Origin of the sequence: Blastopirellula retiformator (genome assembly GCF_007859755.1) — a bacterium.
GTDB classification, from domain to species: domain Bacteria; phylum Planctomycetota; class Planctomycetia; order Pirellulales; family Pirellulaceae; genus Blastopirellula; species Blastopirellula retiformator.
Window position 1 is genome coordinate 581,063 of the sequence record NZ_SJPF01000002.1, and the last position, 25,789, is coordinate 606,851.

General features: G+C 59.0%; 17 protein-coding genes and 1 tRNA gene. 9 read left to right on the top strand and 9 right to left on the bottom strand.

What is annotated here, in order from left to right; all coding sequences use genetic code 11:
• Positions 1-160 precede the first annotated feature (160 nt).
• Together Enr8_RS09710 and Enr8_RS25355 are read left to right on the top strand one after the other, a co-directional pair.
• On the top strand, positions 161-1,024 hold the full coding sequence (locus Enr8_RS09710; protein WP_146430893.1) for a sigma-70 family RNA polymerase sigma factor: 864 nt from the start codon (positions 161-163) through the stop codon (positions 1,022-1,024).
• Between the two features lie 96 nt (positions 1,025-1,120).
• The gene (locus Enr8_RS25355) at positions 1,121-2,089 is read left to right on the top strand and encodes a redoxin domain-containing protein (RefSeq protein ID WP_186767544.1); all 969 of its coding nucleotides are present in this window, start codon (positions 1,121-1,123) and stop codon (positions 2,087-2,089) included.
• 201 nt (positions 2,090-2,290) lie between these two features.
• On the opposite strand, the gene Enr8_RS09720 is transcribed toward Enr8_RS25355, so the two are convergent.
• Both Enr8_RS09720 and Enr8_RS09725 read right to left on the bottom strand, forming a co-directional pair.
• Positions 2,291-3,691 (bottom strand): DUF1501 domain-containing protein, encoded by a 1,401-nt coding sequence (locus Enr8_RS09720; protein ID WP_146431648.1) that lies wholly within the window; start codon positions 3,689-3,691, stop codon positions 2,291-2,293.
• 32 nt (positions 3,692-3,723) lie between these two features.
• Positions 3,724-6,798, bottom strand: a complete 3,075-nt coding sequence (locus Enr8_RS09725; protein ID WP_146430896.1) for a DUF1553 domain-containing protein — start codon at positions 6,796-6,798, stop codon at positions 3,724-3,726.
• 825 nt (positions 6,799-7,623) lie between these two features.
• Here Enr8_RS09725 and Enr8_RS09730 point away from each other — a divergent pair.
• Positions 7,624-7,950 carry an ArsR/SmtB family transcription factor gene (locus Enr8_RS09730; RefSeq protein ID WP_146430898.1) on the top strand — a complete coding sequence of 109 codons (327 nt, stop codon included), beginning with the start codon at positions 7,624-7,626 and terminating at the stop codon, positions 7,948-7,950.
• Between the two features lie 2 nt (positions 7,951-7,952).
• Here the strand turns inward: Enr8_RS09730 and Enr8_RS09735 are convergent, their stop codons facing one another.
• The gene (locus Enr8_RS09735) at positions 7,953-11,759 is read right to left on the bottom strand and encodes a hydantoinase B/oxoprolinase family protein (protein WP_146430900.1); all 3,807 of its coding nucleotides are present in this window, start codon (positions 11,757-11,759) and stop codon (positions 7,953-7,955) included.
• 265 nt (positions 11,760-12,024) lie between these two features.
• On the opposite strand from Enr8_RS09735, the gene Enr8_RS09740 reads away from it, so the two are divergent.
• Positions 12,025-12,099, top strand: a tRNA-Pro gene (locus Enr8_RS09740).
• Positions 12,100-12,242: 143 nt separating this feature from the next.
• Here the strand turns inward: Enr8_RS09740 and Enr8_RS09745 are convergent.
• Positions 12,243-13,277 carry an alpha/beta hydrolase family protein gene (locus Enr8_RS09745; RefSeq protein WP_146430903.1) on the bottom strand — a complete coding sequence of 345 codons (1,035 nt, stop codon included), beginning with the start codon at positions 13,275-13,277 and terminating at the stop codon, positions 12,243-12,245.
• Positions 13,278-13,496: 219 nt separating this feature from the next.
• A complete protein-coding gene (locus tag Enr8_RS09750; RefSeq protein WP_146430905.1) occupies positions 13,497-13,829 on the bottom strand; it encodes a hypothetical protein in 333 nt (110 codons plus the stop codon).
• A gap of 314 nt (positions 13,830-14,143) precedes the next feature.
• On the opposite strand from Enr8_RS09750, the gene clcA reads away from it, so the two are divergent.
• From clcA to Enr8_RS09775, 5 genes are all read left to right on the top strand, one after another.
• A complete protein-coding gene (gene clcA / locus Enr8_RS09755) occupies positions 14,144-15,535 on the top strand; it encodes a H(+)/Cl(-) exchange transporter ClcA (protein WP_146430907.1) in 1,392 nt (463 codons plus the stop codon).
• Positions 15,536-15,657: 122 nt separating this feature from the next.
• Complete coding sequence (pgm, locus tag Enr8_RS09760; protein ID WP_146430909.1) at positions 15,658-17,304, top strand: phosphoglucomutase (alpha-D-glucose-1,6-bisphosphate-dependent); 1,647 nt, start codon at positions 15,658-15,660, stop codon at positions 17,302-17,304.
• Between the two features lie 135 nt (positions 17,305-17,439).
• Positions 17,440-18,981, top strand: coding sequence for a 4-alpha-glucanotransferase (gene malQ / locus Enr8_RS09765; RefSeq protein ID WP_246120053.1), 1,542 nt, complete (start codon positions 17,440-17,442; stop codon positions 18,979-18,981).
• A gap of 49 nt (positions 18,982-19,030) precedes the next feature.
• A complete protein-coding gene (gene rpe / locus Enr8_RS09770) occupies positions 19,031-19,723 on the top strand; it encodes a ribulose-phosphate 3-epimerase (protein ID WP_146430911.1) in 693 nt (230 codons plus the stop codon).
• Between the two features lie 4 nt (positions 19,724-19,727).
• Complete coding sequence (locus tag Enr8_RS09775; RefSeq protein ID WP_146430913.1) at positions 19,728-20,174, top strand: RpiB/LacA/LacB family sugar-phosphate isomerase; 447 nt, start codon at positions 19,728-19,730, stop codon at positions 20,172-20,174.
• 22 nt (positions 20,175-20,196) lie between these two features.
• On the opposite strand, the gene Enr8_RS09780 is transcribed toward Enr8_RS09775, so the two are convergent.
• The 4 genes from Enr8_RS09780 to Enr8_RS09795 form a co-directional block, all read right to left on the bottom strand.
• Positions 20,197-22,359 carry a glycosyltransferase family 2 protein gene (locus Enr8_RS09780; protein ID WP_146430915.1) on the bottom strand — a complete coding sequence of 721 codons (2,163 nt, stop codon included), beginning with the start codon at positions 22,357-22,359 and terminating at the stop codon, positions 20,197-20,199.
• 43 nt (positions 22,360-22,402) lie between these two features.
• A complete protein-coding gene (locus Enr8_RS09785; RefSeq protein ID WP_146430917.1) occupies positions 22,403-23,761 on the bottom strand; it encodes a glycosyltransferase family 4 protein in 1,359 nt (452 codons plus the stop codon).
• Between the two features lie 100 nt (positions 23,762-23,861).
• The gene (locus tag Enr8_RS09790) at positions 23,862-25,007 is read right to left on the bottom strand and encodes a glycosyltransferase (RefSeq protein ID WP_146430919.1); all 1,146 of its coding nucleotides are present in this window, start codon (positions 25,005-25,007) and stop codon (positions 23,862-23,864) included.
• Positions 25,000-25,767 (bottom strand): class I SAM-dependent methyltransferase, encoded by a 768-nt coding sequence (locus Enr8_RS09795; protein WP_146430921.1) that lies wholly within the window; start codon positions 25,765-25,767, stop codon positions 25,000-25,002. The genes Enr8_RS09790 and Enr8_RS09795 overlap by 8 nt, the downstream gene beginning before the upstream one ends.
• Between the last annotated feature and the right edge of the window lie 22 nt (positions 25,768-25,789).

The window sequence follows — 25,789 nt, forward strand, 5'->3', positions numbered from 1 at the left end:
GTTTTAGAGCAGCCGCGTCAATTGACCAGCCCAAAGTCCAAAAATAGGGAGAACTTACGACGCCGACATTTTTAGGGCTGGTCATTTCGGCCTATCTTTCTAGAAACTAGGCAGTGCAACGAAAGCTGTAACCCTTCCGCTCCGACCGCTGGGGACAGGATTGTCCAACCCCGAAATCAAATTCATTCCGAATGACGAATTCGAGTCCACCACCGAGATGGACTTTGAGGCGATCGACGTTGAATTGTACGCGGCCGAAGACCGGCCTCCTGGGGATAATCCCAAGGTCGCGGTCTCTTCGCTACTTTGCGCTGTCGAGCAAAGCCGGCTGCTGACCTTCGAGGGAGAGCAATTCCTCTTTAAGCGATTGAACTTCTTGCGATTTCGCGCCAGCGCCCTGCAGTCGACCCTGAAGAATCGTCGAAACACCAAGAAGACCGATGCGGAAATCGCCCGCCTGCTGTGTGAAGCGGAGCAAACTCGCGAGCAGATCGCCCACGCCAACTTGCGGTTGGCGACGTCGATCTCGCAGAAGCACGCCCAGTCGCGGGACGAGTTTGAAGAGTTTTTGGCCGAGTCAAACGCGATTCTGCTGAACGCGATCGACAAGTTCGACTATGCCCGCGGCTACCGATTCAGTACCTACGCCACCCATGCGATCCAGCGGAATCTCTTCCGCTGGATCGAGAAACGAAACAAACGTCGCAAGCTGGAGACTCCAGAGGAAGTGGCGATTCAAACCGCCGCCTCGCCGTCGGTCGATCCCGATCAGCCAACCGACCAGGACGTCCAACTCGCCTTTGACGCCATCATGAGCCGTATCGGCGACGCGCTGGATGACCGCGAACAGTTCATCGTCCGCGAGCGGTTTGGCCTTGACCATCTCGGCAAAGGGAAGTCGCTGCGAGAGATTGGGGACGAGCTTGGCATTAGCAAAGAACGAGCCCGGCAGTTATACCAACGCAGCATCGAGAAACTGGCCGAAGTCGCCAAACCGTTTGAAGCTTTATTCGCCTCGACCTAAACCTTCATCCCCGCGCATCACCAAAACCAAATTTGAGCCTGACATGGTTTCTTTCATCCACGCAACACGCCAGCGTATCCATCAGGGAGGGCTTCGATGAGCCAGCCTGATCAGCCGCCGCCGTGGATGAAGTACGTCTTGCTCGCCGCCGGCGGTTACAACCTGGTGTGGGGCGCCGCGGCAATTCTCGCCCCCGCCGCGATGCTCGCCTGGTTGCAGGTCGAATCGACGCAGCCGGCGCTCGTCTTCTGGCAGTGCATCGGCATGCTGGTCGCCGTCTATGGCTTCGGCTACCTGATTGCGGCGAGCGACCCATATCGGCATTGGCCGCTGGTACTGGTGGGGTTGATCGGCAAAATTCTCGGGCCGATTGGTTTCTTGTTTGCGCTGTCGGCCGGCACATTGCCGTCCAGCTTCGGCTGGCTCAACCTGACCAACGACCTGATCTGGTGGACGCCTTTTGTGATGATCTTGTGGGGCGCCGTTCGTCATTTGCACATGATCGACAATGCCTACGAATTGCCGGAGGCGGACGATCCGATCCGCGAACTGCGCACCCACGATGGACGCCGGTTGGACGATCTGGCGAGCGATCGCCCGCAGTTGATCGTCTTTTTGCGGCACGCCGGTTGTACGTTTTGTCGCGAAGCGGCCCAAGACCTTGGCGCACAACGAAGCGAGATCGAAGCGGCCGGATGCGGCATCGTACTGGTGCATGTCGGCCAAGAGGACGACCCCGAGTTCTTCAGCAAGTACGGGCTCGACGACCTCCCCCGGATCTCCGATCCTTCCTGTCGGCTGTACCGGCAGTTCGGGCTCGAGATCGGCACCTTTTCGCAGTTGTTCGGCGCTCGCGTTTGGGCCCGGGGCATCATCGCCGGAATTTTCGGCGGCCACGGCCTGGGGCTGACGCGAGCGAACAGTTTCCAGATGCCCGGAATCTATCTCTATCATTGCGGCCAGATATTGGACGGCTTCCAACACGAACATGCCTCCGACCGGCCGCTCTATACTGAATTCGTCCGCCGCAATCTGGCGCCGGTCGATGTGGCGGTCGCCAGATAGGCTCAGGCGTGATATCCCGTCACGCAACTCTTTTCCGCGGCAGCCCACCTACCAGTCCGTTGATTTTCCCAACGGGCTGCTGGATCGCAGGGATGCGATCCCAAAATAGCGACGTAAGTCGTTATTTTGCGAGCCGCGAAGAGCTATGCTCTGAGCCTGGCGAGGTTGGAAAATGCCACGATGGCATTTTTCAACAGGCAGCTAAGCCAAAATCTCTTTCACCACCCGCGCCGGCTCGACTCCCGTCAGCTTCTGGTTCAGCCCCTGGAACTTGACCGACAATCGGTTGTGGTCAAAGCCGAGCAAGTGCAAAATCGTCGCGTGTAGATCACGGACGTGAACTTCGTCGCGGATCGTGTTGAAGCCAAAGTGGTCGGTCTCACCGTAGGAGACGCCTGGTTTGGTTCCGCCGCCGGCCATCCAGACGGTAAACGCGTTGGGATGATGATCGCGACCGTCATCGCCTCCTCCCTGCACCATCGGCGTTCGCCCAAACTCGCCGCCCCAGATGATCAGCGTGTCGTCCAGCATCCCGCGCCGCTTCAGATCTTGCACCAGCGCCGCGCACGCTTGATCGGTCGCCTGGCAGTTGGCCTGCAGATCTTTGGTCAGGTTGCCATGCTGGTCCCACGCTTCATGAAACAGTTGCACAAACCGCGTTCCCCGCTCAACCAGACGCCGCGCCAGCAAACAGTTCTTGGCGAATGACGGTTTGTCGGGCTCAACACCGTACAGATCCAAAACATGCTGCGGCTCCGACGACAGATCCATCAGCTCCGGCCCGCTCGACTGCATCCGATAGGCCATTTCGAACGAGTTGATCCGCGTCGCAATTTCCGGATCGCCGGTCGTCTCTAGCCGCATTTGATTCAGCTGATTGATCGCATCCAGCGAATCGCGCTGCACACCGCGATCGATCCCGTTTGGATTGGAAAGATACAGAACCGGATCGCCAACGCTCCGCAGCTGAACGCCTTGATAGACCGTCGGCAAATACCCACTTCCCCAATTGCTTGAACCGCCGCTTGGCCCCTTCTTGCCGGAGCTAAAGACGACGAAGCCCGGCAAATTGCGCGATTCGGAACCGAGCCCGTATAAGGTCCAAGCTCCCAAACTCGGTTTGCCAAACAACATCGAGCCGGTATTCATCATGATCTGCGCCGGCGCATGGTTGAATGCGTCGGTTTTCATCGCTTTGACGATCGTTAACTCGTCGGCGATCTTCGCCGTGTGCGGCAACAGTTCCGAGATCTCGGCGCCGCACTGGCCATGCTTGGCGAACGGAAACTTCGGCCCCAGCAACTTCGAATTGGGATTAATGAACGCCGCCCGGTAACCGTCCAACAATTCGGCCGGCGGCAACGTGCCATCGAACTTCGCCAGCTGCGGCTTGTAGTCGAACATCTCCAAATGGCTCGGCGCGCCCGCCATGAACAGGTAAATGACGTTCTTCGCCTTCGCCGGAAAGTGCGGCCTTTTCTCGGCCAGCGGATCGTTCGCTGCCGACGCCTCGCCGCGCAGCAGATCGGCCAGCGCGATCGCTCCCAGGCCGACGCCGCAGTCGCGCATGAACCAACGTCGCGAAATCTCGTTCCCTGTCATCATCGTCGTCGTCCTCTCCACGCCGCGTGGATCTATTCTTTGGTGATGGTTTCGTCCAGGCTGAGCGCCACGCGAGCCACAAGCGTCCAGGCCGCCAACTCCGCGGCATTTTCCGTTTCGCTCTTGTCGCCTGGCAGGATCTCGTCTGGTTTCAACTCGCCCGCTGCGATCCGGGCGCGCTGCTTGTCGAGCATCTGTTTCAATAGCGCAATTTCTTCCCCCTTCGGCATCCGGGCGATGCAGCACCGCATCGCGAAGGTCAACCGATCTTCATCCGAGTCGCCCCCGTCTTGGAGCGTGCGGGCAGCCAGCGCCGTCGCAAATTCCAGCGAGATCGGCTCGTTCAACATCGACAGCGCCTGCAGCGGCGTGTTCGACCGATTCCGTCGCACGCACGAGACATTCCCCGGCTCGGCGTCAAACGTTTCCAACATCGGATACGGAACGCTCCGAAAGCGAAACGTATAGAGAGCGCGGCGATATCGATCGCCTCCTTCGTCCTCGTTCCAAGTCTTGGGCCCGTAACTGGCCGGCGGTTGAAACAGGAAATCGGGCGCCGGCGGATAGACGGGCGGTCCACCGATCTCGTCGCTCAGCAGCCCGCTGGCGGTCAGACCAATGTCGCGGACAATCTCAGCCGGCACGCGAAATCTTGGCCCGCGGGCCAGCAACCGGTTGTACGGATCGCGCTGCAGTTTCTCCGGCGTCACTTGGGACGATTGCCGATAGACGTAGGAAGAGACGATCAGGCGGTGAATATGTTTCAGGCTCCAATCGTTTTCCATCAGTTCGACCGCCAGCCAATCGAGCAGCTCTGGATGGGACGGCGGCGTACTTTGCGAACCAAGATCGTCGCTCGTTTCGACCAGCCCGATGCCAAAGTAGGCTTGCCAAATGCGATTGACGATCGAGCGGGCGGTGGTCGGTGCGTCGCGATCGACCAACCATTTGGCAAAGGCGAGCCGCGACTGACCGGCTTCGGCGGGCATATCGTGCAAAAATGCCGGCACGCCCGGCTTCACCTCTTCGACCGGGCTGAGAAAGTCGCCCCGGTTGAGCAATGAAGTGGTTCGCGGCTTGTCGCGTTCTTCCAACACCAACTGCGAGGCGCCTTCGGGATGCGACGTCCACAGCGCCTCGATCCGGGCATTTTGTTCAGCCCACTCCGGCACGGTGGTGCGAAAGTAGCTGAAGACCGCTTGCTGTTCCGCTTCGCTTCGGTCGGCGGCCGGAATCGCCAAGATCTCGCGAACTTGCTGCGGCAGCGGATCGGCTTTGGGATCGCCATGCGTGGTGATCGAATACCGCGAACGCCCGAAGATGCAGTTGTGCTTATCGTTGCTGTTCCAGCCGCCATGCCGCATCGACGGATGAACGGTCAAAATTGTTCCCCCTTCGTAACCGACCGGCTTCTCGAACACGAACACCGCCTTCCGCGGTTGATTGCGGCGACCGGGGCCGTTGTCGGTCGTCCAAGCAGTCTTGCTGTCGCCATCGATCGCAAATTCGATTCCTCCGGTAACCCGTTTGTCGCCACCGGCAGTCTTGATGTTGATCAAGTAGTCAGGCTGCGGCGCTTCGGCTGGATTCACATCGGCGGTCGCCGCGACCAGTTTGACTTTGGTACGCTTGCCGGGGTTATTGGCGGGCGCGGCGAAGATATCAAACTCGGTCAGCGCCGCCGTACCTCGCAGCGAACGCCCCGGTCCGTGACAGGGAAGCTGCGGATGGGTCAGCAGTTCTAAGCGCAGGGCGGTGATCATCTGGGTCTCGGTCGTCCGCATCGTAAACTGCGGCGCCGAGCTATGCGGCGCAAAGCTTTCGCTCAGGATCGACTGATCGGGGAGGACGCGAAACTTCTGCCCTTCAAACGGCAGATCGCCGGGGGTTAAGACTTCCCACGCCACCGTCTTCTCCGCCACGGCTTGCTCCCAATCTTCCATCCGCTTGGGCCATGCTGGATCAGACTGCTTTAGCTCGGTCTCGATCTCGGCGATCTCGCGTTGGATCGCAGCGATCTGTTCGGCCTCGGCCGGCGTGAACGTGGGGATGATCGCGTCATGCGTGCTGTTGAGAAAGGCGAACATTCCGTAGTATTCGCGCTGCGTCAGCGGATCGTACTTGTGCGTGTGGCACTGGGCGCACTGCAGCGTCAGGCCCATCACCGCCTTGCCGACGGCATCGATGCGATCGAACATCGCCGCCATCCGAAACTCTTCCGGATCGGCGCCCCCTTCTTCGTTGATCATCGAGTTGCGCAAGAATCCAGTCGCAACCAGTTGGTCTTGATTGGGATGCGGCAACAAGTCGCCGGCAATCTGCTGCACAACAAACTGGTCGTATGGCAAGTCGCGATTGAGCGCCGCCACAACCCAATCGCGATAAAACCAGTTCTGCCGCGGCAAATCTTTTTCGTACCCGTCGGAATCGGCATACCGCGCCGCATCGAGCCAGTCGCGCCCCCAGCGTTCGCCAAAGTGGGGCGACGAGAGCAACCGCTCGATCTGCCGCTGCTCGGCGCCGGGCTCTTTGTCGGCGACGAAAGCGTCGACTTCGGCAATCGACGGCGGCAAACCGATCAGGTCCAAGCTGAGCCGACGCAGCCAGATCGACCGGTCGGCTTCTGCAGACGGCGCCAAGCCTTCCGCCTCCAAGCCCCGGAAGACGAACGCATCGATCGGATTGCAAACTGCGGCCGCTTGTTTCACCTGCGGAACCGGCGGCCGGGTCGGCGGCGTGAAGGCCCAATGTGCTTCGTATTTTCCGCCCGCGGCGATCCAGCGTTTTAGCAACTCGATCTGCTCGGCCGACAACGACTTGCCCGACTCGTGTGGCGGCATCGCCAGGTCGGCGTCGCCAGAAACGATACGGGCAACCAATTCGCTCTCGTCAGGCTCACCCGGCACGATCGCCGCCGCATGGGCGCCTTCGGCCGTGTCGAGCCGCAGATCGGCTTCGCGATGCAGTGGATCTGGGCCGTGACACTGAAAACAGTTATCCGACAAGATCGGCCGGATATCACGCTGAAAGTCGACCGCCGGCGTTTCGGCGACCGCCAAACCGCCCAGCAGCGAGAACACAAGAAAGGGTGCGACAACACGAATCATCCGTCGAGCGACCTGTTGCAGGGAGGAGCGAGGGAGAGATGAGGAGGCAGGATCGAAATTTTCCCGACTTTTTTAGTCTACTTTAGTGTACCAAAGATCGCCCACGAAATCTCGTGCAATTCACCGAGTTGTTACCCCATAGATTTGCTTGCCAAATTGCTCGATCTTTGGGAAGATCCGTTGTTCTCGGCCTCCAGCGCCTGATCACCGACTGGCGGTCTCTTATCTAATGCCCACGCGCGCTCTTCCAACAGAACTGAGGTTCTGCCGTACTTGGTTCTGGCCACCGAGCCGCCAATCCGCTTTGGAAAAACCCCAATCGGAAGCAACACCACTGCGCGCCGACGACTACCACCGACGAACCGCCTCAAGAAAAACGCGCCGCGGTCCAGTCCAGTCCGACACTAACCCGAGGGAATGCGGCCCCAATCAACCGCCGCCAAAAAGAAAAAACGAATCGTCCAGTCCACTAATCCGTAGGGTGCGTCGGGACGCACCGCGAACCTGCTCTGCGGCAGAAACCAAGATCGCGTGGAAACGCAACGGCCCCAAGAGGTTGTGTTGCCACGCAGGCAAAGAACAAGCCAACTTGGCAGGTTCCTGGTGCGTCCAGACGCACCCTACAAAAAAAAAACGCGCCGCGGTCCAGTCGCAGATCGACGGGCGCGCCCAAAAAACAAAAACCGTCCAGTCCAGCCGACTTTCGCCGCATCGCCGCAATTGGCACAGTTCGCCTTGTGATTTCCGGAGGTGCGGCCAATAATCGAAGTCTCCAGATGGGGCCGCTGCGCCCCCTCTACCTATTCCGTCAAGTCGCAACGCCTGATGTCATCCGCCCAAGACCCTGCAGAAATCCCCGGCGCCGACGCCTGTGCCAACTACCTGAAGGCGCTGGCCGACCCACATCGGCTGCAGATCATTCGCGCCTTGCAACAAGGGGCAATGAGCGTCAGCGACATCGCGCTGCTCTTGGAACTGGAAATCGCCAACGCCTCGCATCACTTGCGGGTGCTGTATCACGCCCAGATCGTGAAGACGCACAAAGATGGGAAGTTCGTCTATTACGAAGTGAATCCGGCGTTCCTAAAAAGCAAAGCGGCCAGCTCGTTCGATTTCGGCTGTTGCCAGTTCGACTTGCGAAACTTGGAGTAGTTTCAGCCATGGGCGCCATACCCGCCGCCGCCGGGCGTATGAATCGCGATCACGTCGCCCGGCTGTAGATCAAAACTGACGATCCCCGGCAGCTCGACCACCGTACCGTCGGCCCGAATCAACGTATTCTCGCCCAACTGGCCTGGCTCTCCGCCGGACAGGCCGTACGGCGGATAAGGCCCGCGGCGCTGGGTCAGTAGCGAACCAGTCATCGGCCGCAGGAACTCGATCTCCCGAATCACGCCGTCGCCGCCGCAATGTTGGCCAGCGCCGCCGGAACCGCGACGAATGGCGAACCGCCGCACGCGAGCCGGAAAACGCAGTTCGAACACTTCGACGTCGGTCATCCGGGTGTTGGTCATATGCGTGTGAACAGCCGAAGCGCCTGCGGCGGTCGATGTCGCGCCGGCGCCGCCGCAGATCGTTTCGTAATAGCCAAACGTTGCGTCGCCAAAGCTGAAGTTATTCATCGTCCCCTGACTGGCGGCCGCCAATTGCAATGCGCCCAGCAAGACGTCGACCACCCGCTGCGAAGTCTCGACGTTGCCGGCGGCGACGGCGGCGCACTTGGCAGGTTCACCCAGGAAAGGAGGATTCAAGAAGCACTCGGGCAAGCGGATCTCGACCGGCTCCAGCACTCCTTGGTTCAGCGGAATCTCTTCGTCGAGCATCGAGCGCAAACAGTACATCACCGCCGCCGTCACGATCGCCCGATTGGCGTTCAAGTTGCCAGCTAAGACAGGGCCGGTTCCTTGAAAATCGATCACCGCTTGATCGCCGGAAATATCAATCTCGACCACCAATGGCGAGCCATCATCCAGATGATCTTCAAACCGATGTTTGCCCGAAGTCAACTTCGCCAGCGCTGCCCGCGTTTTGGTGGCGGCGGCGTGTTGAATATGCTGAGCGTATCGCTCGACCACCGACAGTCCATAACCGGCGACCATCCCCTGGAGATCGATGCGGCCATGATTGTTGGCGGCCAACTGCGCGGCGACGTCGGCCACGTTGTCAGCGACGTTCCGCGACGGATATTGAGCGTCGCGCAGGATCGACTCGAACCCTTCCCAATCGGCGACGCCGTCGCTCATCAGGCGGAAGTTGTCGATCAAGACGCCCTCCTCGGCCAGGGTCTGCGAGCCGGAAGGCATCGAGCCGGCCGCGATTCCGCCGATCTCGGCATGATGGGCGCGACTGGCGGCGAAAAACTGCGGCCGCTCGGCGGCTTCGCCAATGTAGACCGGCGTAATCACCGTCACGTCGGGCAGATGCGAGCCGCCGCGGTACGGATTGTTGGTGACGTAGGCGCTGCCCGGCTTCATCTGCGGATTGGCGGCGATCGTCGCTTTGACCGTTTCCCCCATCGCCCCGAGATGAACCGGAATGTGCGGCGCGTTGGCGATCAGGTCGCCGTCGCCGGTAAAAATCGCACAGCTGAAGTCGAGCCGCTCCTTGACGTTGACGCTGACCGACGTGTTTTGCAGCGCGACTCCCATTTGCTCGGCGATCGCCGCAAACTGATTGTTGATGATCTCCAGCAAGATTGGATCGGCGACGTCGGCGTCAATTGCAGCGACCTCCGAACCAGCGTCGGCGCTGCGACGCACGATCAACTCGCCGCCGCTCCAGACTTCGGCCGACCAGCCTGGATCGATTACCGTGGTCGCCAGTCGTTCGGCAACCAGCGCCGGACCTTCGATTACTGCGCCCGTAGCGAGTTGTTCGCGCTGATAGGTGGGCGTCGACCAATCTTTGCCGGCGAAGCTGACGGTTACCTCACCGGTTGGCTGTGGCGAAGTCCGCTCGCCCGGCTCACTGAGTTTGTCGTCGCGGCGCTCTTGCGCGATCGCTTCAACGCGGGCCGCGACCAATTCGATTTGCTGTTGACGGCGACAATAACCATATCGCCGCTCGTGCTCTTGGTGATACCGCTCAGCCAGGTCGGCAAGCGGCCGGGCCAGAATCGACAGCGACGCCTCGAGCCCGCGATAACGCAGCTCGACCTCTTCGCGACATTCGATGGTACTTTCGTCAATTCCTTCGGCCGCGACGTCGGCGATCGCCTCTTGCTGCAATTCGGCGTAGATAGCATCGAGCCAACCCAGGCTCCCTTCCAACACTCGATAGAGCCCGCGGGTGGCGTAACGTGTGGTGACCGCGGCGCCGATGCCGACGGCGCTCAGGATGCCGGCGTCGGGATGGGAGATCAACGTTTCGATCCCCAGCAGATCGGCAACCGCGCACGCATGCTGTCCGGCGGCGCCGCCAAACGGCGCCAATACGTAGGCCCGAGGATCGTAACCCTTGGCGACCGAGATGGTGCGGATCGCCTTGGCGATGTTGGCGTTAGCGATCTGCAGAAAACCGGCCGCCAACTCGTGCGGCGTCATCTGCTGGCCGGTCGCCGCGGCAACCTTGGCGGCGATTTCCGAAAGCCGCCGCTCGACGGCCGCCTGATCGAGCGCAAAGGGGAACTGCGCCCCTTGCAATTTGCCCAGCGCCAGATTGACGTCGGTCACCGTCAACGGACCGCCGCAGCCATAACAGGCGGGCCCCGGATCGGCGCCAGCGCTGGCCGGACCAACCGTCAGCTTGACGCCGTCAAAATCGCAGATCGACCCGCCGCCGGCGGCGACCGTTTCGATCGCCATCATCGGCGTCACGATCCGCACGCCTGCCTTTTCGGTTTCGAACTGCCGTTCGAACGAACCGTCGAAGCGGGAGACGTCGGTGCTGGTGCCCCCCATATCGAACCCGATCGCTTTGCCGAAGCCGGCCTGCTGGGCAGCCGCCGCGTATCCGACAACGCCGCCGGCTGGGCCCGACAAGATGCTATCTTTGCCCGAGAACTTTTCGGCCGCGACCAAACCGCCGGCCGACGTGAGCAGACTCAAGCGGCTTCCTGCACCAAGCGCCTGTTGAATCGCGCCGACATAGTCGCGCAAGATTGGATTCAGATAGGCGTCGACCACCGTCGTATCGCCCCGGGCGACCAGCTTGATCAGCGGCGCCGCTTCGTGCGAAGCGCTGACTTCCGTAAAGCCAACCTGCCGGGCAATCGCTTCGACCTGTCGTTCATGGTCTGGATTGCGATAGCCATGCAACAGCGCGATCGCCAACGAGCGAATCCCGGCGTCGTACAGCTGTCGCAGTTGCCGCTCGGTTTCGTGTTCATCCAGCGGTTGAAGGACCGAACCGTCGGCGGCCAACCGCTCGTTCAGTTCCACCACGCGCTTCACCAGCGACGTCGACTTCTGGATGTTCAGCTGAAACAGGTGGGGACGGTTTTGATAGCCGATCTCCAGAATGTCGCCAAAGCCGACCGTCGTGACGAGACCAACGTCGGCGCCGCTTCGCGTGAGCAGCGCGTTAGTGCCGCGGGTCGTGCCGAGCCGGACGTCGACCGCCGGAATCGGTTCGTCCCGAGCCAAGCCCAACAGTCGCCGCATGCCAACCAACGGCGCCTCTTCGTCCCCTTCCAGCACGTAGAGCGATCCTGGGGCGGGCGCGACGTCGAAGGGGCGATCAAGCGTCAGCTTGCCGGCAGCCGCGTCAAACTCCACGATTTGCCGCGCGGCCAAGGGCTCTCCTTGTTCGCCCAGCAACTGCAATCGATAGCCCCGCCAGACGTTGGGCCCGTCCTGACGGCGAGTCTCGTCAACGATCGCGCCCGCGTCGCTGCCGGCGCCGATGGTCCCCTGCAACTTGCCGGAGCTGAGAACCTTGATGCGGCGAATTTCCGCACCGCGGCGCATCAAGCAATCGGTAAACGTTCCGCCAACATCCATCCAAAATTCAGGTCGCTTCACCATCGTCTCTTCGCTGTGCAGTCTAGAGGCATCGCCATTGGGAACCATCGAGTATCGAGCGATTTCGCCGACTTGAGTAGATGGGCCAACAGAAGAAATCGAGGCCGCCGAGCGCAAATCGCCGCCAGTAGAATCAAAATTCTCGGCAAACCCAACCATTTGCGCCCGATTTCGCCCCCATACCCCCGAACCACAACAGGTCCGGCCTTGTCAGAGAAATTAACCCGGTGTAAATTGCCGGTTTCGTCAAACCACTTGGCGAAGACGGGGTATAGCGCAGCCTGGTTAGCGCGTTTGACTGGGGGTCAAAAGGTCGCAGGTTCGAATCCTGTTACCCCGACTACACAAGGCCGTAGTCCGCAAGGATTTGCGGCCTTTGTTGTGCGCCGATGGTTCTCCCTGCGTTTCGCTCGGTTCGGCTGCTCGCTGCACTCGAAATTCTTGGCGAGCGTCGCGGCGATTTTTTCGCCTCTCTGGCGACGACTACTTTGCCGCAGCATCCTTCGTCGGTCGCTGGTGTTGTTCAAGCCAGGCACAGGCCGCTTCGGCCAAGCCTTCATGTCCCCCTTCAAAGATCGTAAGCCGGGCGTTGCCGGCATGGCGGCGGAGTTTCAGGTCGCGGCCGTAGGTGGCGTCGACTTCGGTATCTTGCGGCTGGGGGCTGGTCAGCTGGCTGCTGCCCCACAGTTGCTGCATCTCTTCTTCGGTAACCGTCTTAGCGCCCCGCTTGTCGGCGATTTTGTTGAACGCGCGGATCGAATGCTGGAAGGGAACCGAGCCTGTCTGGCCGTCATGCACGCCGGCGGCAATGTCGACCGGCAAGTCGCCAATCTGGTCGATCCAGGTCAGCGGCGAGCGATCGCGGTATTGCTGGTCGACTTCAGGACTGTCGCCGGGCGCCCCGCCGCACGACTTGGCCAGCATCTTGGCATAGTTGCGCGGAACGCCGTTGACCGTGTGCTCGTTATACCAACGCGCCAAGTCGGTGATCCCGACCCAGGCTGAAACCGCGGTAAAGCGATCGGGATGCCGCCCCGCCATCAGCAGCGACATGTGGCCTCCGCCTGAGGCGCCGGCCAAGTAGACCCGGCTTGGATCGGCGTTGAGCTTCTGAAGCGCAAAGTCGACGCTGTCGAGTATGTCGGCCTGGGCCGCTTTCGAGCCACAGGCCAGCGATTGCTTGTTGGGACCACGAAAGTTCGGTTCGACGAAAATCCAACCTCGATCGACGGCAGCCGACACCCAAGCCGGTTGATTGAGATGATAGTCGGTGCTCCAGGAATGAAGAAACACCAACACCGGCCGCTGCTCTTTCGCTTCGCCAGGGGGCAGCACATAGCGAAGCGGCTGTTGCGTCGCATCGAACGAGCTGACGAACTTCGCTTCGACATATTTGTGTTGGGCGGCGACCGCAGAACCTTCGTTCGTGGCGGCTTGTTTTTCACCACTCTCGGCGAGGGCATAAACAGGTACGGTAAAGCAGATCGCTAACACGCAGCGGCGGGAAAGTCGTGACATGATATTGGCGGGGAGTGAGGAAGGAGATTGCGTGGCAATAGGCCTATGGTAGCTTCGTTCCGCATCCAATTCCACCAATGTGGATGGGAAGAGCGACACCGGTGCGTTGTGCTAACTGCCTGTTGAAAAATGCCATCGTGGCATTTTCCAACCTCGCCAGGCTCAGAGCATAGCTCTTCGCGGCTCGCATCCATGCGATCACGCAGTCCGTCGAGAAAATCAACGGCCTGCTCGAGGTTCGACCGCCGCATCGCTACGAGTCGCTTGCAGCGCTTCGGCCAGCTCTTGGTGCAAGTTGCAAAGCACCAGTTCGCGACTCGCCGCCTGCAGACCGTAATCCAGATCTCGCCACAATCCCTGCCAGTCGGCGTCATCCCCTAGATCGCCAGCGGCGACGAATCGCACCAGCCGCAAGTCGAGCACGACTCGCCGGGATGAATAGGTCTCGACCAGGGTCTGAATCGTCTCGATCACGCTGACGGTCAGCGTCTCCTGGGACGGCGTCAGCAACACGATGTCGCGTCCTTCAAACTCTTCGACAAGGATTGACATGCAAACGGTTCCTGGCGCCGGTGGCGAACTCCACCGCGATATCCTCGATTTTAACTGGAAGGCGTTCCGATTCGCATCTCTATTCTGAGCAGGCTTTTCAGCCAATTGACCTTCAGTCAGGCGGCAAACGGCACATAGAATCGTTACCATCCGAACAACCGCTCCAGAGGGGAGACTTCCCGAAATTAGGCGAAAGTCTCACGCGAACACGGACGAATTATCACCAGGAGAGCTGTCGAGAAGCAAGTTAAATCACCACCGGCGCCCCATCAAACGCCTGGCCGACTCGCCCGCTTCTCGCCAGGGAATCGATCATGAAACACACCCCAGAGATACACGCGGGCCGCCTGACCGGTTTTCCGCGCGCTTACGTCTTAGCTTTGCCGGTCGGTTTGATCGGCGGCTCGCTGGGTGCGCTATTCCACTATTGCCTGGATCGGTCGTACGCGTTTCACGCGGCGTTTGCATCGTATCTCGCGGGAGACACCGCCCTGTCGATCGTCGTCGCCGCTTCGATCGGCGCGGTGATGACCGCCACCTCGTTTTGGCTGGTGACCCAGTTCGCCCCCGAAGCCGGCGGAAGCGGCATTCAAGAGATCGAAGGCGCCATGGCGGGTCTCCGTCCGATGCGGTGGGTCCGGGTGATGATCATCAAGTTTCTTGGCGGTCTGTTGGCGATTGGCGCCGGCCTGGTGCTGGGCCGAGAAGGTCCGACCGTTCACATGGGGGGCTGCGTCGGCAAATGGATCGGCGAGAAGGCGAAGGTCGATCCCGAAACGATGAACACACTGCTCGCCGCCGGCGCAGCAGCGGGACTGAGCGCGGCTTTCGGCGCCCCTTTGGCCAGCATCTTGTTCGTCATGGAAGAGATGCGCACGCGGTTTCACTTCTCCTTCATTGCGATCCATGCGGTAGCAATCGCCTCGCTGGCGGCGAAGGTGATGAATGACCAGGTGTTTGGCGTGGGGCCGTTGTTGCCAATCGCGCTGAAAGACTCGATGGCCGAGATCGCCCCCGACCCGACGCTGATGCTCGAACAGTTTCCGCTCTATTTGATTCTTGGCATCTTGATCGGCGTTTGCGGCGCAGCGTTCAATGCTTCACTGTTGAAGTGCCTCGCTTTTTTTGACCGCTTGAGCTATGGCGTCCGGTTCTTGTTCGCCTTGGCGCTGGGTGGGGTTGCCGGCGCGTTGATGTTGTTATCGCCCGGTTCGGTCGGCGGCGGTGGATCGTTTGTTCAAGATGTCTTCGCCAACACGACCAATCTGCAGATTCTGTTGGCGCTGCTGGTGATTCGAACCGGCATGACGTTCCTCAGCTACAGTTGCGGCGTGCCTGGCGGCGTCTTCGCCCCGATGCTGGCGATCGGCGCGATCGTGGGAATGTGCTTTGGGACAATCACCAACGAATACATTCCTTACGTAACGCTGCCCGCAGGCGTCTTCGCGTTGGCGGCGATGGGGGGCCTGTTTGCGGCGACGGTGCGAGCGCCTCTGACCGGTATCGTGCTGGTCGCCGAGTTGACGGCCAGTTTCGATCTGCTGGGGGTGTTGATTATCACCTGCATCGTCGCCAGCATCACAGCGCAACTGCTGGGCAGCCGGCCGATCTATGATTCGCTGCTCGATCGCACCCTGACGGCGGCTGAGAGAAAAGAAGAGGCGGCGAAAGAGCCGGATGTCGCAGGCGACGCCGTGGTCGAATAGCGACCACGACGAACCAACGAAAAACCGCTAGAATACGATTACCGAACAAGACCAGCGGCAAGCTTCGACCGGTACCACAGCCGACTGACTTTCGACGCAGCGCAACTACAAAGGATTGAGTCATGGCGATTTCTCCCCTCGCAGGCAAGCCAGCCCCGCAAGAGATGTTGGTCGATCTGGCCGAATTGGAGTGGCTGTATTATGAGCGTCGTCCCAATCTCGAAGATCCCAACGAACTGGTCAGCTTTGGCACCAGCGGTCACCGAGGAACGCCGTCGCAAAACACGTTCACCGAAGCCCACATCCTGGCCGTAACGCAAGCGATCTGCGAGTATCGCAAACAGCAAGGAATCGATGGCCCTGTCTACATGGGCAAAGACACCCACGCCCTCTCGGCGCCTGCTCAGCGGACCGCCCTGGAAGTGTTGGCGGCCAATGAAGTCGAGACGATCATCCAAAAAGAGGATGGCGTTACCCCAACGCCGGTGATCTCTCGCGCGATCCTGGTCTATAACCAAGGCCGAACCGAGCACCTGGCCGACGGCATCGTCATCACGCCGTCCCACAACCCGCCGACCGACGGCGGTTTCAAATACAACCCGACCAACGGCGGTCCGGCCGACGTCGACGTCACCAATTGGATTCAGAAGCGGGCCAACGACCTGCTTCGCGGCGACAATGCCGACGTGAAACGAATCCCGTTTGAGTCGGCCCTGAAAGCGGCAACCACCCACGAAGAAGATCTGGTGCTGCCGTATGTGCAGGATCTAAAGAACATCGTCGACATGGAGGCGATTAAAGCGGCCGGGCTGAGTCTGGGCGTTGATCCGCTGGGGGGCGCCGCCGAGCCTTACTGGGACCCGATCAACTCGGTCTACGGCCTCGACATCAAGGTGGTCAACAAGAAGATCGATCCGACGTTTTCGTTCATGACCGTCGATCATGACGGCAAGATCCGGATGGATCCCTCCAGCCCGTACGCGATGGCGGGCCTATTAAGCCTGAAGGATCAGTTTCAACTCGCCTTCGCCAACGACCCCGACGCCGATCGCCACGGCATCGTCGCTCCGTCGAGCGGGCTGATGAACCCGAACCATTTCCTGGCCGTCGCGATTCGTTATCTGCTCACCAATCGTGATTGGAAAGCGGACGTCGCCGTCGGCAAGACGTTGGTCAGCAGCAGCATGATCGACCGCGTCGTGGGCAAACTGGGTCGCCGCTTGTGCGAAGTGCCGGTTGGTTTTAAGTGGTTTGTGTCAGGTCTGTACGATGGGTCGTTCTGCTTTGGCGGCGAAGAGAGCGCCGGCGCCAGTTTCCTGCGGTTCGACGGTTCGGTCTGGTCGACCGACAAAGATGGTCCGATCATGGACCTGTTGGCGGCCGAAATCTTGGCCAAGACCGAGAAAGACCCTGGCGTGCATTACCAAGAGTTGGAAGCGGAGTTCGGCAGCCCTTGCTATACCCGCATCGACGCCGCCGCGACGCCCGAGCAAAAGCAGAAGTTAAAGAACCTGTCGGCAGAGGCGGTCGCCGCGCCGACGCTGGCGGGGGACGCCATCACCGCCAAGCTAACGAAAGCCCCCGGCAACGACGCGCCGATCGGCGGCTTGAAGGTAGTGACCGACAACGGCTGGTTCGCCGCACGCCCCTCCGGCACCGAAAACATCTATAAGATCTACGCCGAGAGTTTCCAAGGTCCGGATCACCTCGACACGATCGTCAACGAAGCGCAAGAGATCGTCGACGCCTCGCTCGCGAGTTCTCACTAAATTCCATTGACGCCAAACGTTAGGTAACGGATAAAGTGGTTCATGCCGAAAGGGATGCATGATACGCAATGAAGGGATCGTTGAAGAATTGACGCCCTTCCAACAGGGAAATAGCAGGAACCTCTTACCTTGTCCATGATCGCCGAAACCAAGTTCTCGAGTCTGCCGCCGTTTCCGGAGCGATATCGTTCCTCCGGAGTCCTGCTGCACGTGACGTCGCTCCCTTCTCCGTATGGAATTGGGGATGTTGGGCCGACGGCGGTGCGTTGGATCGATCGACTGCATGATTCTGGGCAACATTGGTGGCAACTGCTGCCGCTAGGGCCAACCGGTTATGGCAACTCGCCGTACCAACCGCTCTCGTCCTTCGCTGGGAATGAACTGCTGGTTAGCCCCGATTGGCTGATCGAAGACGACCTGCTGAAGGCGAGCGACTGCGACGCGATGTGGGACTCGGCAAGCTGGGTCGACTTTGACAAGACAATCGCGTTCAAGCGACGACTGTTGGCGACCGCGCTGAAAAATTTTCGCGCCGGCAGCAGCCCGTCCCTGAAAGCGCCTTTTGAAAAATTTTGCGTCGATCACGCCCACTGGCTCGACGACTACGCCTTGTTCCGGGCGCTGAAAGACGCGCACGACGGCGCCTACTATTTGCATTGGCCGGCCGAACTGGTCGAACGTCAGCCTGAGGCGCTGGCCGCGGCCAAGCGCATGTTGGCTCCCGAGATCGAAGAATACCGCTTCGTGCAGTTTGTGCTCTTTCGTCAGGCGGCTCGACTGAAGGCGCACGCCGCCTCCAAAGGCGTTCGCATCATCGGCGATTTGCCCTTCTTCGTCTCGCCTGACTCAAGCGACGTTTGGGCCAATCCCGAGTTGTTCCTGCTCGACCAGCGCCGCCATCCGCAGTTTGTCGGCGGCGTTCCGCCCGACTACTTCAGCGCCGACGGCCAGTTGTGGGGCAACCCGGTCTACGACTGGGAAGCGCATCGCCAGACCGGCTATCGCTGGTTCATCAATCGCCTGCAAGCGGTGCTGGAGTTCGTCGATTCGGTTCGGCTCGATCACTTCCGTGGTTTTGCCGCTGCCTGGTATGTGCCGGCTGGCGAAACGACCGCCAAAGTTGGCGAGTGGACGACCGGCCCCGACGCCGATTTGTTTCAAGCGATCGAGTCCGATTTGGGCGCCCTTCCCTTTTTTGCGGAAGACCTGGGAACGATTACGCCGGACGTCTACGAACTGCGCGACAAGTTCCAACTTCCCGGCTCACGGGTCTTGCAGTTCGCCTTTGACGGCCAGCCAGACAACCCGTACCTGCCTGAAAACTACATCTCCAACACGGTCGTCTATACCGGCACCCACGACAACGCGACCAGTCGCGAGTGGTTTGAAGAGTTGCCGGGAGACGCCCGCAAGCACGTTCGCTGGCACTTGAACGCCCCGACGCTCGAGGCGCAGGACATCTCATGGGCGCTCATTCGACTTGCCTGGGAGTCGCAAGCCGCCCTGTCGATCGTTCCGCTGCAAGACATTCTGAGCTTAGGTAAGGAAGCCCGCATGAACGTCCCGGGCCGCGCCGACGGCAACTGGGCTTGGCGATGCACCGATGAGATGTTCGCCAGTCCCTATTGGGAACGCCTGCTCGACATGACGCAGCACGCCAATCGCCTGGCCGATTAAGCCGATTAAGCAGTGCGGCGTTGTCGCGACGCCTTTAGAGGAGTCTTCGTTGAATAACGCCCGCGTCGTGAAGTTCGCCCCGTCGATTCTTTCCGCCGATTTTGCGCGGCTGGGCGAGGAAGTCGCCGCCGCCGAGCAAGCAGGCGCCGATCGCATTCACCTTGACGTGATGGACGGCCACTTCGTTCCCAACATCTCGTTTGGAGCAGTTGTGGTCGAAGCGGTGCGTCGCACGACGTCATTGCCGCTTGAACTTCATTTGATGATCACCAACCCTGACGACTACTTCGACGATTTCGTCGCCGCTGGGGCCGACTCGTTTCTGGTCCACTGGGAAGGGAACGCCAATCTCCATCGCACGATTCAGCGTGCCAGGCACTTGAACAAGGGAATCGGCGTCGCCATCAATCCGGCGACGCCGGCCAGCGTGCTGGAAGAGATCCTGGTCGACGTCGATCAAGTCTTGGTGATGACCGTCAACCCAGGCTTCGGCCATCAAACGTTCATCAACACCACCCTCGCCAAGATCGGCCGCGTGCGAGAAATGATCGACCGTCGCCATCCCCAATGCGACCTGGAGATCGACGGCGGCGTGAATGCCGAAACGGCTCCCCTGGGCGTCGCGGCCGGCGCCAACGTGCTGGTCGCAGGCACCGCGATCTTTGGCGCCTCGCAAGGCGCCGAAGCCGGAATGAAACATCTTCGTCAGGCGATCGAACAATCGGAACCGTACGAAAGTTAGCGTCATGCACGTCGGCATCGCCACCGATCATGGTGGCTTCGCGCTGAAAGAAGAACTGGTCGCCAACCTCCGCGCCGCCGGGCACGAGGTCACCGACTTTGGCGCCTACTCGCTTGAATCAGGCGACGACTATCCCGATTTCGTTACGCCGCTGGCCCAGGCGGTCGTCGCCGGTCAGGTTGATCGAGGCGTCGCGATCTGCGGCAGTGGGGTTGGCGCGTCGGTCTGCGCCAACAAGATCCCTGGCATCCGAGCCGCCCTGATCCACGATCACTTCTCGGCCAAGCAAGGCGTCGAAGATGACCACATGAACATCCTCTGCATGGGAGGCCGCACCGTCGGCCCCGCCGTTGCTTGGGATCTGGTGCAAACGTTTCTGGATGCCGAGTATAGCCAAGACGAACGGCATCTGCGACGATTGGCGAAGGTGGCGGGGCTGGAAGGAGGTTAGTAGAACGGCAGCGTTCTATCGACTACCGAGCACTCAATTCGTCGGCCAGCGACTGGTAGGCGGAAAAATGTTTGCTTCGCTTATGCTTCTCTTCGACACTCGCCGGAATTCGGTAAAGAGACGTCGTCTTCGGTACTCGGATAAATCCTCCCAACTGACTATATCGACACCAGAGGATCCAATCTTCCAGGGCATCGAGGGTTGGATCAAACCCTCCCAATTTCTCAAAGCAGTGACGCCGGAAGAGCACCGCCTGGATCGGAAACAAATTCGTTCTCAGAAGCGCCCCTCGATTGAATCTGTTGACCAGATTCTCATGAGGATAGTGCGACAATTCTTCGTAGGAGCGAACGACGTTTTGATCATCCTTGTGGAATCGCGTTTCCACAATGAACGAATCTGCGAAAACCGCCGCCGCGCGAGGCTCCTCGACCATTCGCGCAACCAACGTTTCGACATGATCTGCGAAAAGAAGGTCATCATCGTCATAGAACATCACGTATTCGCCCGTCGCCGCCTCAAGCCCACGATTGCCCGCTACGCTGCGACCAACGCGTTCGAGCGGCAAATAGCAAATCCGTTTGTCCGCTTTCGCCAGCCGCGGCTCAAAATCATCTACTAGAGAACGGCTCGCCTCGCCACCATCCTCGACGACGATGACTTCGATATTCAAATAGGTCTGGTTAACTAGACAGGTTAGCGCTTGCTTCAAAAGGAGTTGCCGGCCGTCCACCGTCCGAACGACGATCGAAACAAGCGGCGCGCCAGTATTGGGATCGTCCAGCGAATCCGAATCGATATTTCTCCTTAGATCATAGTCCCAGCTCTCAAACGCAAAATCCCCTTCCTCTTGCGGCAATTCACCACGTTGCTTCAGAACGTCCGGCATGCGATAAGCAAGCTCCTCCGTTTGAGCAATAAGGCGGCGTTTGTTTCGCCAAGCCAGGATGCTCCAAGAGTTCAAGAGCTTCCGATAGAGCAAGAATATTTCACCAATATCGTGCAATGTCCCGTATTTCAAACGTAGCCAGGCGTTCGCATACAAGATCCCCATAAACTCCCGGTTCTTGCCCGATGCCGACTTGGCCCGCGTGTGATGTACGACGGTCGCGTTCGGAACATATTTCAAGCGGTAACCGCTTCTCCGAAATCGAAAACTGAGCTCGACATCTTCGCCATACATGAAGATGTCCGGATCGTATCCGCCAACATCCGCATACGCGTTGCGTTGCAACAAAATACAAGCATGGGAGCACCAATTCGCCTCCAATGTGACTGGATCGTAATACTTGGGATGCTCAAACGGACGCTGGCGCAACTCCCAACAGGCGAAGTTCGAACCTCGATCGGACACTGCGGTCTCAACCGCTCGCACAATAGAATCCCGCTCAAACTCCAGGTCGACGTTCGTCACCAAGACGAACTCCCCTCTCCCCCCGGCGATGGCGGCGTCATGACCTCTCCCAAACCCAACATTCGCGCCACAGGAAACTACGAAATCCGCGAACGCGCTTCCTTCGCTCTTCCGAAACGCTTCCAGTTTCTCGACCGTCGCATCGCTCGATCCATTGTCCCGCACATGGATCGCCATCCTTTCTAGCGGGTATGCCTGAACCAGCAACGACGCAAAAAAGCGGTCCAGCCACGACGCGCTGTTATACGTTACGATGCTCACGTCTATTGCCGGCGGATCGAATTCCGACGCCGACCTACATGTCCACTTCCTGATGTCTTCGTCTCGCCGCTGCGCCATAAGATTGATGTTGCGCGAACGCCCCATCCGCTTGCTCTGCCCCTGGTTGATCGCAAGTCCAAGCCTTCTCCCCTTTTCGCAATAGTGCAGCAAGGGAGGCCGGATCCTACTGCAGTCGACGTAACTCTCCGTATAGAAAGGACCATCGAAGCCAGCAAAAGGGGAATACCCCCGCCGCCATCCGGCAATCATGTAATGCTCAAACGGCGAGAGTGCCGTGTCAGTCGAACGAAAATAAGCCTCCCGATAAAAAGCTTCGTCGAACTCTTCCTTCGCACGGGTCTTTTGAGCCGCTGGTAGCAAGCAGAAGGAAAGGTAGTGATACAACAGCGAGAGCGAATACCTGGGCAAGTGCCAAATCGTAGCCAGATTGCGCACGGCGAGATAGGGGACTCTCATCAACTGGCGTGCGAGGCATAGCAGTGTCAACATGGCGCTGGTTCTCTAAATCTTCTCTTTGACCATCAATCGAAACTCATGGCCTGATTCCACGAAGGATTCGCCCCGCGACCTTCGAAAAGAATTCGGACCAAGTGCGTTCCAAGACTTTCATCCGCTCGATCGTCGCCTGATGTTCGATACTCCGATATATCCAGTCGGCAACCAAATCCAAATGTGCGCCCAAGACTTGCGCGCATGTTTTTCGAGCCTTGTTGGTGGCCGCTCGTCGCAGCACATCCTCTACGCTTCGCCCGTACTTCGCCCTCGAATAGCGGCCCAGAGCCTCCTCTCTGGCCTTGGTCGCTAGTTTGGAGCGAAGTTCAGGATCGTTGGAGAGCCGCTGGACGCAATCCGCCAATGCGACCGAATCGCCAACGTCGTAAAGTAGCCCTGTCTCTTCGTTGTCAATCAAGTCGCCCGTCGCGCCCCCGTCTGCGGCAACGATCGGGCGCGCAGTCGCCATCGCCTCGACGGTTACGCGTCCAAACGCCTCAAAGTGAGAACAGACGAGGGCGATATGGCATTCGCAAAACGCGCTCCGCGGATCATCACTGATACCGCGAAACTTGACTGCGTCGGAGATCCCCAGACGCCGTGAACGCCTGATAAGCAATCGCTCGTACTCTCGATCGGCCTCACCAAAGAGATGCAATTCACAGTCAATGTGGCGATTTCGCAGGTGGGCCAGAGCAACGACCGCGTCAAGTTGCCCTTTATGCGGATTCATCCGTCCAACCAATGCCAATTTCAGCGGTCCGTCCCCTACGATAACGCCAGAGGGCGGATCCTCTAACCATCCCTCCGCGAGCGGTCCGTTTGGAATGGGAACGACGGAACAATTGGGCATATATGGAGCGACTGCCGCGGCCAGAAAGTCCGAGTTGACGATTACCTCTTCCGATAGAGATTCAACAACCGCGTAGGTAAATTGTTTTCCCGCGTAGAACATCCAGCCAAAATCACGATCGACCAACTCTCGCAAATGCCAAACATGGGGAAGTCCAGCTTTGGCTGCAAAGAATGCGCCCCATGGGCAAACGCTCGTGTTTGAATAAACGACGTCAAAGGTGCAGCCAATTGCGTCTGCCAGGCGACCAACGCAATCGATCATTCGCTGTCCATCCCAGATTCTTCGCGAAGCGTCTAGAGAGCTCCCACACCACCACAATTCCGAAAATTCGACGTTGGGAACTAGCTCCGAAAAGTTAAATACCGCCGCCCCCAGATGTTTCGCCGACTGCTCCAATGGCCCGCATTCAGGAACGACGACGGAGACTTCGATATCCGCTTGAGGACAAAGCTCCGCCAGTAGCTCGGAAAAAGAACGACCTCCCCCATGCGTTAACGTCGCACTGTGCGAAAATAGCAGAACTCGTAGCGGAGAATTCTTCATTCGGTTTCAATAAGAGTTGCGTCAACGAGGGTATTCATCGCCGGCGTCGCAAACGTCGCGTGAACTACACCCGAGAGTCGCGGCACACTACGAATAGCGATCATAATCGAGCGCGGGATACTAGGTCGTAGACGTCTTCAAGTTTTTCAATATTCTCTAAACTATGCTGCGTTTGGACGTGGCGCAAAGCCGATTGAGCCAACTGAGGCCATTGGCGGTGCGATTCCCTTAATCGAACGATCTTATCGGCAAGATCAGGAACATCATCCTCCTCAGCTAGGAAATCGACGTACGCGCTACAGACAAAAGGAATATCGGCATGCGTCGTACTGGCTATGGGAAGCCCCATCGCCATCGCCTCGACTAGGATCGTCGGGGCGCCCCCTTCGGTGTCGCCATCCGCCGCCGTTCGACTCGGAGCGACCAAGATGTGGGAGGCCTCCAGTTCCGACTTCATGGCGTCGCGCGAGCAGTACCCGCAAAAAACGACGCGATTCGCGATTCCCAATTCGTTCGCCAAATGCTCCATTTCCTCTCGGCAAGGTCCATCGCCAATGACAGACAACCGAAAAGGACCGATTTTATCCTGGGACACTCCCAGTGCGCGAAGAAGGATCGGCAGCCCTTTCTTATCCACGAAACGGCCAACAAAAACGAGCTTCAACTCTTCGCCTTCCACCAGTTGGCGCTCCCGAAATTTATAGGCGCCGTCGAAGATCAGGGGCACAATATGAATCTTCTCCGGTGGACACTCCAACGCGACAAGTCGCTCTCGCATCGCGGGCCCCTCAACGATGAACGCGTCGCCACTTTGAAACAGCAACTTGTACCTCGCTCTCCAACCCTCCTCGTTCGGAATTGCTGACGCATCGCGTCCATAAAAGCTCGTCACAAGAGGTAGTTTATGCCGTTCGCACATGGCCAACGCTTCCCATCCACGGGGACCGAAGTGAGCATGGACAACGGTAGGTTGAACTTGCCGCACAAACTCCGCCGGACCTATCCGCGATCGCGAGAAAACGCGTTTGACGAACCGCGAAACAAGTCTTCCTACTCCAGCAGCCGGCATTTCGCGAAGTAGCACATGCTCGATTGGGAATTGGTCTTGATTGATGCGGGTAGCGGCGTAGGCCCAACTCTCGTAACGTCTTGGAGAACGTACGAAGTCAAATACGAACGTCTCGGTAAGCTCAAATGCGGAGTGAACGAAATGAGCGACACAAGGTGGATGACAGGTGCTATTCATTGGTCGCCGCGACCTCGCTCAGAAACTCGTCACCTCGGCACTCCTGGGAACTTGGCTTCATAGCGACCGCGAGGTGCATCCACGCAAATCCAGTTTTCCGATCCCAATGACGACAAGCGTAAGCCACACGCTGAAGCAGATAGATCAAGAACTTCACGAGGCCCCCGATGCCCCACCTTTGCGAATGCGGCTGCAAGATATAACAATATTCTTGAATGAAGGTCACATAAAATCCGGACAAGGGTTTAATCTGCAGGACCTCGAGATTGGCGGATTCGAGCAAGTGCTTGAGCCCGTATTGGGTATATCGAAAGAAGTCCCGAGGAGCTTCGTGCTCGTGCCAGAACATCGGGGCGGTTAGAATCAGATAACCGCTTGGTTTTAGCAGCCGGGCCATCTCGGTTATGGCGCCGCCTGGATCTTCAAGATGCTCCAAGACGGCCAGCGAGACAACCGTGTCCGCAAATTCGTCTGGAAGCGTCGTGTTGTAGGCGTCGGCCACAATATCCGCCGCGTTAACGTCATGCAGAGTCTCCGCATGGTCGACGCCGATGTACTCATCGACATACGGTTCGAAAAAGGACAACCAAGGCTTCCGGCCGCAGCCGATATCAACCAAACGTCCCTTCGCGTACAACCGCGAGAAGACCCGAATATTCTCTGCGATGATCTTGTGTACCAGCCAGTTATGGCTGGAAACGATCTTCCTTGGCAACGTTTCTTTGCCAGAATCAGAAACCGCAACTGATTGGGAATTCATAATCTACTTCTAGTACAAGTAG